12 protein-coding genes are annotated in these 14466 nt (G+C 41.3%); 9 read left to right on the top strand and 3 right to left on the bottom strand.

Annotation, left to right across the window (positions count from 1 at the left end; all coding sequences use genetic code 11):
- Nucleotides 1-2 precede the first annotated feature (2 nt).
- Nucleotides 3-2078, bottom strand: a complete 2076-nt coding sequence (metG, locus tag A4G16_RS05860) for a methionine--tRNA ligase (RefSeq protein ID WP_165889104.1) — start codon at nucleotides 2076-2078, stop codon at nucleotides 3-5.
- Between the two features lie 146 nt (nucleotides 2079-2224).
- On the opposite strand from metG, the gene menC reads away from it, so the two are divergent.
- The 3 genes from menC (at nucleotide 2225) to A4G16_RS05845 (ending at nucleotide 5197) form a co-directional block, all read left to right on the top strand.
- A complete protein-coding gene (menC, locus tag A4G16_RS05855) occupies nucleotides 2225-3199 on the top strand; it encodes an o-succinylbenzoate synthase (protein WP_165889103.1) in 975 nt (324 codons plus the stop codon).
- A gap of 118 nt (nucleotides 3200-3317) precedes the next feature.
- Nucleotides 3318-4010, top strand: a complete 693-nt coding sequence (gene rsuA / locus A4G16_RS05850; protein ID WP_165889102.1) for a 16S rRNA pseudouridine(516) synthase RsuA — start codon at nucleotides 3318-3320, stop codon at nucleotides 4008-4010.
- Nucleotides 4010-5197 carry a Bcr/CflA family multidrug efflux MFS transporter gene (locus tag A4G16_RS05845; RefSeq protein WP_165889101.1) on the top strand — a complete coding sequence of 396 codons (1188 nt, stop codon included), beginning with the start codon at nucleotides 4010-4012 and terminating at the stop codon, nucleotides 5195-5197. The genes rsuA and A4G16_RS05845 overlap by 1 nt, the downstream gene beginning before the upstream one ends.
- 81 nt (nucleotides 5198-5278) lie before the next feature.
- Here the strand turns inward: A4G16_RS05845 and rlmD are convergent, their stop codons facing one another.
- Nucleotides 5279-6595, bottom strand: coding sequence for a 23S rRNA (uracil(1939)-C(5))-methyltransferase RlmD (rlmD, locus tag A4G16_RS05840; protein ID WP_165889100.1), 1317 nt, complete (start codon nucleotides 6593-6595; stop codon nucleotides 5279-5281).
- A 71-nt stretch (nucleotides 6596-6666) separates the two neighbouring features.
- On the opposite strand from rlmD, the gene A4G16_RS05835 reads away from it, so the two are divergent.
- The 4 genes from A4G16_RS05835 (at nucleotide 6667) to rluA (ending at nucleotide 12224) form a co-directional block, all read left to right on the top strand.
- Nucleotides 6667-7992 carry an anti-phage deoxyguanosine triphosphatase gene (locus A4G16_RS05835; protein WP_165889099.1) on the top strand — a complete coding sequence of 442 codons (1326 nt, stop codon included), beginning with the start codon at nucleotides 6667-6669 and terminating at the stop codon, nucleotides 7990-7992.
- A 60-nt stretch (nucleotides 7993-8052) separates the two neighbouring features.
- Nucleotides 8053-8409 carry a hypothetical protein gene (locus tag A4G16_RS05830; protein WP_165889098.1) on the top strand — a complete coding sequence of 119 codons (357 nt, stop codon included), beginning with the start codon at nucleotides 8053-8055 and terminating at the stop codon, nucleotides 8407-8409.
- 220 nt (nucleotides 8410-8629) lie between these two features.
- A complete protein-coding gene (rapA, locus tag A4G16_RS05825; RefSeq protein ID WP_165889097.1) occupies nucleotides 8630-11539 on the top strand; it encodes an RNA polymerase-associated protein RapA in 2910 nt (969 codons plus the stop codon).
- 16 nt (nucleotides 11540-11555) lie between these two features.
- Nucleotides 11556-12224 carry a bifunctional tRNA pseudouridine(32) synthase/23S rRNA pseudouridine(746) synthase RluA gene (gene rluA / locus A4G16_RS05820; RefSeq protein WP_165889096.1) on the top strand — a complete coding sequence of 223 codons (669 nt, stop codon included), beginning with the start codon at nucleotides 11556-11558 and terminating at the stop codon, nucleotides 12222-12224.
- Here the strand turns inward: rluA and ampD are convergent, their stop codons facing one another.
- Entirely contained in the window at nucleotides 12225-12776 is a 552-nt protein-coding gene (gene ampD, locus A4G16_RS05815) for a 1,6-anhydro-N-acetylmuramyl-L-alanine amidase AmpD (RefSeq protein WP_165889095.1), read from the bottom strand.
- A gap of 58 nt (nucleotides 12777-12834) precedes the next feature.
- Between ampD and A4G16_RS05810 the strand changes: the two genes are divergently transcribed.
- Both A4G16_RS05810 and pyrE read left to right on the top strand, forming a co-directional pair.
- Nucleotides 12835-13677, top strand: coding sequence for a 23S rRNA (adenine(2030)-N(6))-methyltransferase RlmJ (locus tag A4G16_RS05810; RefSeq protein ID WP_165889094.1), 843 nt, complete (start codon nucleotides 12835-12837; stop codon nucleotides 13675-13677).
- A 112-nt stretch (nucleotides 13678-13789) separates the two neighbouring features.
- Nucleotides 13790-14431 carry an orotate phosphoribosyltransferase gene (gene pyrE, locus A4G16_RS05805; protein WP_165889093.1) on the top strand — a complete coding sequence of 214 codons (642 nt, stop codon included), beginning with the start codon at nucleotides 13790-13792 and terminating at the stop codon, nucleotides 14429-14431.
- Nucleotides 14432-14466 lie beyond the last annotated feature (35 nt).

Genomic DNA, 14466 nt, shown 5'->3' with positions numbered 1-14466 from the left:
TCCTATTTCACCTGCATTCCTGGTTGTACACCGCTGTCTGCGTCTAACAAGAATAAATTTGCCCCGCCTGTCCCGGCTGATAAGATCATTCCTTCAGATAAGCCAAATGACATTTTGCGTGGTGCAAGATTTGCAATTACAATCACGAAACGTCCGATTAACTCTTCCGGATTTGGGTAGGCTGCTTTAATTCCTGAAAACACCTGACGTTTGTGGTCGCCTAAATCTAACTCAAAACGTAACATTTTGTCCGATTTCGGCACCGCTTCGCAGTTTAATACTTTTGCTGCTCGTAAATCTAATTTTGCAAAATCATCAATGGTGATTTCAGTGGCAATCGGTTCGATTGCAGAATTTTCTTGATTTTCCACCGCTTGTTTTCCTTTTTCTGTTTTGTTAGATTCTTTGCTCGGCTCTTTGTTAGCTTCCGCAAATAACGCTTTGGTTTCTTCAATTACCGCATCAATCTGTTTTTTCTCAAGGCGGGAGAATAACGCCTTAAATGGCGAAAGGGTATGTCCTAACAACGGGTGAGCGATATTATCCCAGGTGAGAGTTGTTTGTAAAAATGCTTCCGAACGTTCTGCCAGTTGCGGTAGTACAGGTTTTAAGTAGCTCATTAAAATACGGAATAACTCAATCCCCATTGAGCAAACCGCTTGTAATTCCGCATCTTTGCCTTCTTCTTTTGCGATCACCCAAGGGGCTTTGTCGTCAATATATTTATTTGCTTTGTCAGTTAATTCCATAATGGTACGAATTGCCTTGTTAAATTCACGGCTTTCGTAGTAATTCGCAATGGTTTCTGCTTGGGCGATGAAGTCATTAAATAAAGCTTCATCATCTAATTTATCAGCTAATTTACCGTCAAAACGTTTTGCAATAAAACTGGCATTACGAGAAGCTAAATTAACTAATTTATTCACGATATCGCTATTAACTCGCTGTACAAAATCTTCAAGACTGAAGTCTAAATCTTCAATGCGGTCGTTTAATTTTGCTGCATAGTAGTAACGCAAACATTCCGGATCGATATGTTTTAAATAGGTGCCGGCTTGAATAAATGTACCACGAGATTTCGACATCTTCGCCCCGTCCACTGTCACATAACCGTGAGCGAAAACATTAGTCGGCTTACGATAACCGCTACCTTCTAACATTGCCGGCCAGAACAGACTATGGAAATAGACGATATCTTTACCGATAAAGTGATAGAGTTCCGTTTGCGAATCTTTTTGCCAAAATTCCTCAAAATTAATGCCTTGGCGGTCGCATAAGTTTTTAAACGAAGCCATATAACCGATAGGGGCATCTAACCATACATAGAAGAATTTGCCCGGTGCATCAGGAATCTCAAAACCGAAATAAGGGGCATCACGGCTGATATCCCACTGTTGTAAACCACTTTCAAACCATTCTTGCATTTTATTGGCGATTTCAGGTTGCAGTGAGCCGGAACGAGTCCACTCTTTTAACATACCTTCAAAGCTCGGTAAATCAAAGAAGAAATGCTCAGATTCTTTCACCACAGGCGTTGAGCCGGAAACCGCCGAGCGAGGATTGATTAAATCCATTGGGCTATAAGTAGACGCACAAACTTCGCAGTTATCGCCATATTGATCTTCCGCTTTACATTTCGGGCAAGCACCTTTTACGAAACGATCGGGTAGGAACATATTTTTTTCAGGATCAAAAAGCTGTGAAATGACTTTGCTCTTAATAAAACCGTTGGCACGCAATTTTTTATAGATTTCGGTGGTTATTTCACGGTTTTCTTCGCTATGGGTAGAGTGATAGTTATCAAAGCTGATATTAAAACCTTCAAAATCAGCGATGTGATCCGCTTTTGCTTTTTCGATTAATTCTTCCGGAGTAATGCCTAATTTATTGGCGTTAAGCATAATTGGTGTGCCGTGGGCATCATCAGCACAGACAAAATGCACTTCATTACCACGCATACGTTGAAAACGCACCCAAATATCCGCTTGAATGTGTTCAAGCATATGACCTAAATGAATTGCACCATTGGCATAAGGTAAGGCACAAGTAACAAGCATTTTTCGTTTTTGGTTATACATTCTTTTTCTCGTTAATTTAATGTAAAAATTGTGGCATATTTTAGCAAAAATACAGGGCATTTTCTAGTTAGCTAAATTTATTAGAGCTTTGTTCTAACAAGCGGTAGAATATATTTATAAAATATGAATAAAATTTTGAGAATAGTATGCGTAAAGTAAACCTCTATCGCTACCAATTGCCTATCCAAACAGGCGTGATACTACGTAAACAAACATTAACCGAACGGACGGGCTTAATCGTTAAATTGCAACAAGGCAACCAAATCGGCTGGGGGGAAATTGCTCCCTTACCGACTTTTAGCGAAGAATCACTCGAACAGGCAGAACAGCAAGCCAAAGCATGGTTGAAAGCGTGGAAAATCGGGCAAGAGAACGACTTGGATTCACTTTTCCCCTCTGTTGCTTTTGGGCTAAGTTGTGCTTTGGCGGAACTGAATAGTGAATTGGGTAATTCGGGCAATTACCAGTCTGCCACCTTGTGCTATGCTGATTTGGACAAAATGTATCAAACCTTTGGCTCACGTCAGATTAAACAACTGGGGAAATTAAAAATAGGCAAAGATCCAGAAATTGACGGCAAGCAGGCAAATTTACTGATCAATACTTTCCCTAATTTGCAGCTAAGATTAGACGTCAACCGACTTTGGAGTTTGGAACAAGCGGTCAAATTTGCCGAAAAAATTGCAAATGAAAATAAACCCAGAATTCAATTTATTGAAGAACCCTGCCAAACACCTGAACTTTCACGCCAATTTGCCGAGCAAACCGGCATTGCGATTGCGTGGGACGAAACGGTACGAGAGCCGAATTTCTTGGTAAAAAAAGAGCAAAATCTAACCGCTATCGTCCTAAAACCTACCCTGATTGGTTCCATTCAACAATGTAGAAAGCTGATTGAACAAGCACATCAATTGGGAATAATGGCAGTTATCAGCTCAAGCCTTGAAAGCAGTTTGGGGCTAACTCAACTGGCAAGGTTTGCCCAACAATACACGCCTAACAGTACTCCGGGGTTAGATACGCTGAATTTAATGCAGGTGCAATTATTGCGAGAATGGCAAGGCTCAACTCTACCTCTTGTGGACGAAAGCAGCGAATTTGTATGTAAAGTTGTGGTATAATTAGCCATATTTTGAGTAGAGGCAGGTTTTAACCTGCCTGAATATCGTTCTACATTTGTAATGTGAGTGGGTTAAAATCGCTCCTACATTATTATTTCTTTTTGTATTAAGAGATATTATGCGTTTAGATAAATTTATTGCCGAAAATACAGGATTAACCCGTTCCCAAGCGGCGAAAGTGTTGAAAAGCGGTGAGGTTACCGTAAATGGTAATATTGAGAAAAGTGGAGCAGTAAAAATCAGCCAAGAGGATGAAATTTGCTACCAAGGTGAACATTTAAATTGGATGGAAGAAGGACAGTATTTTATGCTCTACAAACCTCAAGGCTATATCTGTTCGCACGATGATGGTGAATATCCAACCGTATTCCATTTTTTTGACTATCCGTTGATGAGCAAATTACATACTGCCGGACGATTAGATGTGGATACCACAGGGTTAGTGTTATTAACCGATGATGGAAAATGGTCGCATCGTGTTACCTCGCCCAAATACCATTGCGAGAAAACGTATCTGGTAACACTTGCCGATCCTGTAGAAGATTTTTATGCAGAAAAATTAGCGGAAGGCATTTTGCTGCGTGGCGAAAAAGAGCCGACTTTGCCGGCTCAACTTGAAATTTTAGATGATTACAATGTTAATCTCACTATCAGTGAAGGGCGCTATCATCAAGTAAAACGTATGTTTGCTGCCTTAGGTAATAAAGTCGAGGCTTTACACCGTTGGCGAATTGGCGATGTCGTGTTAGATGAAAATTTGAACGAGGGCGAATTTCGCTCCCTCACACAAGCCGAAATTGAGAGTTTCTAATGGAAAATAAAAGACCCGAACCCAGTTTTTTTATCATTTTAGGGATGATGGCAATGCTACCGCCTTTGGCGATTGATATGTACTTGCCCTCATTTTTGGATATCGCTAAAGATTTAGCGGTATCGCAAGAAAAGGTACAAACTACCTTGGCGGTATTCACTTTAGGCTTCGGTTGCGGGCAGCTTTTCTGGGGGCCTATGGCAGACAGCTTTGGTCGAAAGGTGATTATTTTAATCGGGCTGATAGGCTCAGCGATTGCTGCTTATTTTCTTACTCAAGTGGAAAATATAGAAACCTTTTATCTGCTACGCTTAATTCAAGGTTTGTGTGCTGCTGCACCGGCAGTTGTGTTGGGGGCATTAGTGCGGGACTTGTTCGAGAAAAATCTGTTTGCCAGATTAATGTCGGTAATTATGATTATTTCAATGCTTGCCCCATTACTTGCCCCTATTATCGGTGGTTATGTGGCGAAATATTTCCACTGGCACTCGATTTTTTATGTGTTGGTAGCAATGGGGCTGCTTTGCGTAGCGTTAATAAGCTGGAAAATCCCCGAAACTTTGCCTGTAGAAAAACGCTTACCGCTTAGTTTTGGCAAAAGTCTGAAAAATTTCTCTGAACTTTTGTTACATAAACCGACCTTGGGTTATGTCCTTATTGGTGGCTTAACCTTTGCCGGCATCTTCTGTTTTCTCACGTCAGGCTCAATTGTTTATATTGGTATTTATGGCATTTCGCAGGAATATTTTGGCTACTTTTTCGGCTTAAATATGGTGGTAATGGTAATAATGACCGCCATCAACAGCAAAATGGTGGTAAAAGTCGGCTCGGAAAGAATGTTACAAATTGCTTTAGCGTTACAAGTGCTAGGCGGTATTTGGCTTGCTTTAACTGCGATGTTTGAGCTTGGCTTCTGGGCGATGGCATTAGGCGTGCCGTTTTATATTGGAATGCTTTCCACCATTGGCAGTAATGCCTCAGCTGCGATTTTAGACCGCTATCCACAAATGGCAGGCACGGCAAACGGTGTTGCCGGCACTGCTCGTTTTGGTATTGCCTCGCTCGTGGGGGCAGGGCTTTCACATATCACCATTACCAGCGAAGCCCCAATGCTGTATGCAATGGCATTATGTACCATTACCGCCGGTGTGATTTATTATTTGCTTTGCTATCAGAAAAATAAATAGTAGGGTGGGGTAAGGCCCAACCCTACGGCTATATTACAAGCGGTTATTTTTGGTCGAAATTTTGCAAAATGTCAGTAAGCATTATTTCCGAAACAACGAAATAGACTCCAAATGCCCTGTGTGCGGGAACATATCAATCATTGCCACTTTTTCCAAGCGGTAGCCGAATTGCAGTAGTTTTTCCGCATCACGCACGAGTGTAGCAGGGTTGCAAGACACATAAACTATCCGCTCGGGATTGAGGGCGGCAAGGTGGTCTAAACAAAATAGCGCCCCATTGCGTGCCGGGTCAAGCAGCACTTTATCAAAACGTTCTTTCGCCCAAGCCTTATCAGAAAAAGGTTCATCTAAGTTGGTTTGGTAAAATTCCACGTTTTTTAGACCGCTTGCAGTGGCATTTAAGCGAGCCTGTTCCACCATTGGCTCAACGCCTTCAACCCCCACTACTGACTTAGCGGTTTTTGCAATCGGCAAGGTGAAATTTCCCATACCGCAGAACAGATCTAGCACTCTATCGTTTTCAGATAAGTCCAGCCATTCAAGGGCTTTTACCACCATTTTTTCATTTAAGGAGCCATTTACTTGAATAAAATCCCGAATGGAAAAGTGTAGCTTTAAGCCTTGAATTTCATAATAAGGCAGCTCACCGTACAGGTGTTCGAGCTGATTTTCCTTACACATGAGAAAAACAGACAGAGAATTTTGCTTAGCAAATTGCAGTAAATTTTCACGATCTTGTTGTGATAATTGCCCTAAATGGCGTAAAAAGAGTGCTGTAGTATTATCGGCATTGACTAACTCAATATGCCCTAATTTTTTCTTATGTTGCCAATTTGCGACTAATTGTTGTAGTTGCGGTAAGAGTTGAGAGAGCGGCTCGACCAGTACTTCGCAATCTACAAGCGGTATGATTTGGTTGGAATTTTGCAAATGAAAGCCCATTGCCAATTTAGCGTTTTGGATCGCAATACTCAATTTTGCACGGCGGCGGTAGGCTTTATCATTGCCTGCAATCATCGGCTGGAAGGTAATTTGTTCTGCCTGCAATTTTTGTAGGCATTGAAATAAGGCGTTTTGCTTTGCTTCACGTTGCAATTCAAGCGAAATATGCTGCATTTGGCAGCCACCACATTTGCTGTAAAGTTCGCAGCTTGGCATTGTACGATTTGCAGATTTCTTTAGAATTTTGACCGCTTGTCCACGCCCATATTGGCGTTTTTCTTCAATGACTTTGAATTCGACTTGTTCATCAGGCAGGGCATTTTCAATAAACCATGTTTTGCCGTTAATTTTGGCAATACCTAAGCCTTGATAATCCAAAGATTGAATTTTTACACTTTGTAAAGCGGTCGGTTTTGTTGCTTTTTTTGCAGATTTTTCAGAATAAAAAATAGCCATTTAAGATGATAAAATAGTCAAAAATAGGTGTATTATATAAGAAAAGCCTTTTGGGGAAAATGGGAGTAAATATGATTTCATCAGTTTGGATTGAACGCTATTTGAGTGATAAAAAACGAGAGCAAGATCACCGCTCGCCTTTTCAACGCGATAGAGCGAGGCTTCTGCATTCGGAAGCCTTTCGTTGCTTGCAAGCCAAAACCCAAATTCATGCAGTGGGGGAGGATGATTTTTACCGCACCCGTTTAACCCATTCGTTAGAAGTCGCACAAATCGGCAATAGCTTACGGGAAAAATTATTAGCGGATTGGAAAGGCTTCCAAGCAGTTTGCTCTGAGCCGAATGTGGCAATGGATCCTGAAATTTTAAATGCGCTGTTGCCTTCAAGTAGCTTAATAGAGTCTCTCTGCTTTGCTCATGATATCGGGCATCCACCGTTTGGGCATGGTGGCGAAATGGCGTTGAACTATAAAATGTATGCCTTTGGCGGCTTTGAGGGCAATGCTCAATCCTTTCGCATTATGACCCAACTGGAGCCTTACACTGAAAATGCGGGCATGAACTTGGTTCGCCGCACCGTGTTGGGAGTGATTAAATATCCGGCGTTGTTATCAAAAACTTCGCCTGTTAAGCAGCCTGAGATTACAGATGCCCGCCATATTAACTTGCACCATTTTCCGCAAAGTAAAGGGATTTATGATGACGACAAGCATTTTTTTGAATGGGTACTGAAACCGTTAAGCGAAAAAGATAGAATGCAGTTTTGTTCGGTCGAGCCGAATAAAGATCCGAACCAGCCGAATAAAACACGTTATAAATCGCTTGATTGCAGTATTATGGAATTAGCCGATGATATTGCTTACGGTGTGCACGACTTGGAAGATGCAATTGTGGGCGGAATGGTTACGCCGCAATCTTGGCAAAATGCAGAAAAATTACTGGCTGAATGTCAATCGGATTGGGTACAAGAGCGCCTTGTGGAGATTCGCCAAAAGCTCTTTTCTCAGCATCGCTATGAACGTAAGGATGTGATTGGGGCTTTGGTAAATCATTTCATTACTCATGTACGCTGGCTAGAGCTGCCGGAATTTGACGAGCCTCTGCTTCGTTATAATGCTTATTTGCCGGCAAATGTAGCGTGCGTGCTGAAAATTCTTAAAGATTTTGTCTATCAATATGTTATTTGCGATGTGAAAACTCAGCGGGTAGAGCGAAAAGGGCAACAAATTTTAATGGAGCTGTTTGATATTTTAAGCAGTGATCCGATGAGATTATTGCCGAATAATATTCGTGAACGTTGGAAAAATGCACACGAAAGTAAGCGTGCAAGGGTGATTTGTGACTATTTGGCGAGCATGTCTGACGGACAAGCTTTTAAACTTTACGATAGTTTGTAATGAACTAAACGGATTTGCCAAAGTCTAATTTATAAGCTTTATTTTTAATAGGAGATTATAATGAAAGCGATCACAAAAACATTAGTTATTTTGACCCCATTTTTATCAGCAACTGCTTTTGCGGGTAATACAATTCCGGCTGAAATTTATCAACCTCAAGGCGATGTCGTAAAATCTGAACGCCAAGCAGATGGTGAATTTGAGGTAGAATACAAAGTACAAGGTAAGGATGTGCGTGGGTTAGCCGAAAAAGCGACAGATCATGCTAAAAGCCAAGGTTTCACCGTACTGGAATCTAAAATTAATAATGACGATGCAGATTTAAAATTCAAACGTGGAACACAAGAGTTGGATGTCGATATTGAAATTAAAGGCAACCATATTGAATATAAAGCAGAGTTAGATGCTAAAAAATAATTTGCAAAATTAAAACCGAAAATGACCGCTTGTAAGATAACCTATCAGCTTACAAGCGGTCTTTTTATTGTTCGCCGATAGTAATGGTTGGCAGAGTCAACGTTCAAACCTCAAGCGTTTGTCGCGTTTTTGCAAAAATAGTCGAGCGGGATAATAAGAGAATTTGATAAAATACCAACTTAAATAACAATAATGACATTTTACTATTTAGAGGAAAAGGATGTTTGTAGTCGGTCAACGTTGGCTAAGTGAATCAGAAAATAATTTAGGTTTAGGCATTGTAAAGGCGGTAGATAACCGTACAGTAACGCTTCATTTTCCTGCAGCAGAGGAAGAGCGTGTTTATGCTATTTCAGTGGCGCCTTTGGCTCGTGTGCAATTTCAAGTTGGGGACCGAATTACCAGCCTTGACGGATGGCAGCTTGAGGTGAGCGATGTGGTTGAAAATCAAGGTGCCGTTATTTATTTAGGTAAACGGGTAGATAATAACGAAGAAGCTGTGCTACCTGAGATGCTGCTTGATCATAAAATCAGTTTTAGCAAGCCGCAAGATAGATTATTCTCCGCTCAAATTGATAGAAGTGATCGTTTTGCATTACGTTTTCGAGCGTTGGAACATCAACAGGCGCAATACCAATCGCCTCTACGTGGCTTACGTGGTATTCGTGCGAGCCTCATTCCCCACCAGCTTCATATTGCCAAAGAAGTGGGACAGCGTCTTTCGCCTCGTGTGTTGTTAGCCGATGAAGTCGGATTAGGCAAAACTATCGAAGCCGGAATGATTTTACAGCAGCAGCTTTTCTCCGGGCGAGCGGAAAGGGTTCTTGTGCTTGTGCCGGAAAGTTTACAACATCAATGGCTAGTAGAAATGCTTCGCCGCTTTAATCTTAAATTCTCTCTTTTTGATGAGGAACGCTGCGGCGATTTCGATAAAAGAGATGAAGATGGCGAGGATGTAAGTGAAAATCCGTTTGAGAGTGAATCATTGGTGATCACTTCGATTAATTGGCTGGAAACCACTCCTGCTCGAGCCAAGCAGCTAATTGAGGCAGAGTGGGATTTAATGATTGTGGATGAGGCTCACCATTTGGAATGGTCGGAAAATGCACCTTCTCAAGCTTATCAGCTGGTTGAACAACTAGCCAAGCAGATTCCGTCTGTACTACTTTTAACAGCAACGCCGGAGCAATTAGGACAAGAAAGCCATTTTGCCCGTTTAGCATTATTAGATGCCGATCGCTTTTTTGACTACCAAGCTTTTGTTGCCGAGCAAGCTCAATATCAGCCGGTAGCAGATGCAGTAGCAACATTGCTCAATGATAAACCGCTCAGTAATGATGAACAAAATGCGATTTCCGAGCTACTAAGCGAGCAAGATACCGAGCCGATGTTCCGTGCTATTAATAGCAAAAAATCGGATGAAAATGACCGCTTGCAAGCCCGTCAAGAGCTTATTAGTGAGCTGATTGACCGCCACGGCACCAGCCGAGTATTATTCCGTAATACCCGTCAAGGTGTAAAAGGCTTCCCGCATCGTGAATATCACCAAATCAGCCTTGAAATGCCAAAGCAGTATGCGAATGCGTTAAAGGTAATGGCGATGATGGGAACCATTAACCAAAAGGATTTGCTTTACCCGGAATGTTTATTCCAGCGAATGAACCCAAATGCGAAATGGGTAGAGTTTGATCCTCGTATTGAGTGGCTGATTACCTTCTTAAAAAATCATCGTGATGAAAAAGTCTTAGTGATCTGTAAACAAGCCGATACTGCAATAGCGTTAGAGCAGGTTTTACGTGAGCGTGAAGCAATTCGTTCTGCTGTTTTCCACGAAAAAATGTCTATTGTAGAACGAGATAAAGCAGCCGCCTACTTTGCTCAACAAGAAGAGGGAGCGCAGGTACTAATTAGTTCAAGCATTGGATCGGAAGGGAGAAACTTCCAATTTGCTAAAGATTTAGTGCTGTTTAACTTACCGGATAATCCGGATTTATTGGAACAGAGTATCGGACGTTTAGATCGCATCGGACAAAAAAGTAATATCCAAATTTATGTGCCTTGTTTTAACCATTCGGCACAACAAATTTTGGCTCAGTGGTATCACCTGGGCTTAAATGCTTTTGAAGAAACTTGTCCGATAGGGACAGCATTGTTTTTAGAATTTGGCAATGAATTGGGATTATTTATCAATAATCCGGACCGCTTAGAATTTGATGAATTTTTAGCAAAAAACGCAAAACGCCGGCAGACTTTGAAATTAGAATTAGAGAAAGGGCGAGATCGTTTGCTGGAATTAAATTCTAATGGTGGTGAGGCTGCCCAACAAACAGCACAAGAAATTGCTAAAGAAGACAATCATCCAAGCTTGGTAAATTTTGCGTTGAATTTGTTTGATATTATTGGGGTTGAGCAAGAAGATTTAGGGGAAAAGAGCATTGTGATTAGTCCAACAGGACACATGCTTGTGCCTGATTTCCCCGGGCTTGCAGAGGAAGGAACGACTATTACCTTTGATCGCCAATTGGCCCTAATGCGTGAAGATGTAGAGTTTTTAACCTGGGATCATCCTATGATCCGAAATGGTATTGACTTAATCACTTCCGGTGATATCGGTAAAGTTGCGATTTCTTTGTTGATAAATAAAGGGCTCCCAGCAGGTACATTACTGTTAGAAGCCATTTATGTGGTAGAGGTCCAAGCTCCGAAAGGGTTGAATTTAACCCGTTTCTTGCCGCCTACGCCTATTCGGATTTTGATGGATAATAAAGGTAATAATATTGCACCGCAGGTGTCATTTACAGCCCTTGAACGTCAGCTAAAACCGATGAATAAGCAGATGGCAAATAAAATTGCGAAAATGGCACGTCTTGATATTGAAAAATTGATTAAAGCAAGTGAAAAAGCTGTTGTTAGTCTGGCAAAAGAGGTTATTGATTCGGCAAAGTTTGAGGCAAATAGCAAATTAAAAGCAGAATTACACCGCTTGGAATCGCTGAAAATGGTAAATAAAAACATTCGAGCCGATGAAGTGGAAGCCTTGGAGCAGCAACTAAATGAAACCTTAGCACAGCTTGAAACCGCAAATTACCGTTTAGACTGCTTGCGTGTGATTGTGAGTAATAAAGAGTAGATTAAAGATAAATAATATGGCATTAATTGAATATAACCCACCGCTTGAGCCTTTTTTAGAGGAGGTTTATCGGGACAATCATATTTTAGTGATTAACAAACCGAGTGGATTACTGTCGGTGCCGGGCAATCGCCCGGAATATTTTGACAGTGCGATGACTCGCATTCAGAAAAAATATGGTTTTACTGAGCCTGCTCACCGTTTGGATATGGCAACCAGCGGGATTTTATTGTTCGCATTAAGCAAAGCGGCGGAAAAAGAGCTAAAACGTCAATTTCGTGAGCGTGAGCCAAAAAAGCACTATATTGCGTTACTTTGGGGCAAGCTAGGCGATAAAGTGGGCGATAAAGGTGAGATGAACTTTCCTTTAATTTGTGATTGGGAAAACCGCCCACGCCAGAAAATTTGTTATGAGCGAGGCAAGAAAGCCATTACTCATTATGAAATTCTAGCACATAATGCCAATAATACGACTCGTGTAAAATTAACACCTATTACTGGGCGATCGCATCAGTTACGAGTGCATAGTTTGGCATTAGGACATCCCATCATTGGCGATAAATTTTATGCTAATCCGCTGGCAAAAAGCCTATCTCCTCGCTTGTGCCTACACGCAGAATCGCTCACTATTACTCACCCAATTACAGGTGAACGGATGACTTTTACTGCAGATCCGGATTTTTAATTATTTCAGTAGGCTTTTGTAGTATTCCCAATCAAAATATTGCCCAGGGTCGATTTTACGTTCCGGGGCAATATTGCTATGCCCTGTAATCCGTTCATCAGTAATCTGCGGATAGCTTTTTTGAATCGCTTTAGTCAGTTTGGCTAAAGCATGATATTGAGCTTTAGTAAACGGCTGATTGTTACTGCCCTCCAACTCAATACCGATAGAATATTCATTGCATTTATCTCGCCCGTCAAAGCAAGACACACCGGCGTGCCACGCCATATCATTAAAGTTCACATACTGGGTAATTTCGCCCTTGCGATTAATTAAGCAATGGGCTGATACCTTCAACTCTTTAATTTCTTCAAAATAGGGATGGATGCTTGGGTTTAGAGTACCTTGGAAAAAGCGATCGATAAAATCCCCTCCAAATTCTTCCGGTGGTAGGCTGATGTAGTGAATAACCAGCAGTGAAATATCATTTTCATTCGGACGTTGGCTGAAATGAGGCGAGGATACCTGCCTTTGATTGGTAAGGCAACCGTTTTCGATTTTGAAATTTTGCATAGTCTAAATAGGGTTAATACGTTAAAATATCCACCATTTTACTAGAAAAGAGAAGATTATGCTTAGTTATCGCCACAGTTTCCATGCAGGAAATCACGCTGATGTGCTAAAACACATTGTTCAGCTATTGATTTTGCGTTCATTAAAAGAAAAAGAGAAAGGATTTTTATATCTTGATACCCATTCGGGGGGTGGTCGTTACAGCCTGTTAAGTGCGGAATCGGAAAAAACAGGGGAATATTTAGAGGGTGTTGCTCGCCTGTGGGAACGTGATGATTTGCCTGAAGACGTAGCGTTTTATATTAATGAGCTGAAAAAAAGCAACCGTGGCGAAAAGTTAAAATACTATGCCGGTTCGCCATTATTGGCGGTGCAGCAATTACGTGAGCAAGATAGAGCAATTTTAACCGAACTGCACCCGAATGATTTTCCACTTCTTCGCCAGGAATTTGCTAAAGCGAAAAATGTGCAAACCAAACGTGAAAACGGTTTCCAACAATTAAAATCTGCTTTACCGCCAAAAGAGCGACGTGGCTTTGTGCTTATCGATCCTCCTTATGAACTAAAAGAAGATTATGAACTGGTGGTAAAAGCGATTGAAGAAGGTTACAAACGTTTTGCTACCGGCGTGTATGCGATTTGGTATCCGGTGGTATTACGCCAACATACTAAACGTATTGTGCGTGGTTTACAGGAAACCGGCATTCGCAAAATTCTACAAATTGAATTAGCAATTCGTCCAGATAGTGATCAGCGAGGAATGACCGCAAGCGGAATGATTATAATCAACCCACCTTGGCAGCTTGAGCAACAGATGAAAAATATTCTGCCTTATTTAACCGAAGTACTAGTGCCGGAGGGGACAGGCTCGTGGAAGCTAGAATGGATTACACCTGAGTAATTTGTACAAATGCTTACATTTGAATCATGGCTTTGCTAATGGCTCAGAGGAGCGAGCGTAGTAAGTAAAATTTTTGCTAAAAATAACCGCTTGTCAGAACAGGAAAAAAGATATGCAACAATACAAACATGACTTTATCGAATTTGCTTTAAGCCGTAATGTGCTGAAATTTGGTGAATTTACCCTTAAATCAGGCAGAATCAGCCCTTATTTCTTCAATGCGGGGCTTTTCAACACCGGGCGTGATTTAGCCAAATTAGGGGAATATTACGCACAAGCAATTCAAGCTTCAAACATTGATTATGATGTGCTGTTTGGTCCTGCCTACAAAGGCATTCCGATTGCAACTACTGTTGCTGTGGCTTTAGCCAACCAATTTGATGTGGATAAGCCTTGTTGTTTTAACCGCAAAGAAGCGAAAGATCACGGCGAAGGGGGCAATTTAATCGGCGCACCTCTCAAAGGCAAAATTTTATTGGTGGATGATGTGATTACTGCCGGCACGGCAATTCGAGAATCAATGGAAATTATCAATGCAAACAATGCCGAGCTTGCCGGTGTATTAATTGCGTTAAACCGTAAAGAAAAGGGCAAAGGCGAACTTTCTGCAATTCAAGAAGTTGAACGTGATTATGACTGCGAAGTATTTTCCATTGTGGACTTTGATGATTTAGTTGCCTTTATTGAAAAATCGCCACAATACGCTCCTTATTTGCCAAAAATGCGTGAATACCGTGAAAAGTATGGTATCTAGATGAAATTTTTTCATCGTAAAGTCAGATAATTTTC

Origin of the sequence: Mannheimia granulomatis (genome assembly GCF_011455695.1) — a bacterium.
Classification (GTDB): Bacteria; Pseudomonadota; Gammaproteobacteria; order Enterobacterales; family Pasteurellaceae; genus Mannheimia; species Mannheimia granulomatis_A.
The sequence above is the reverse complement of the archived record's forward strand: the minus strand, read 5'-3'. Positions and strand labels throughout refer to the sequence as shown.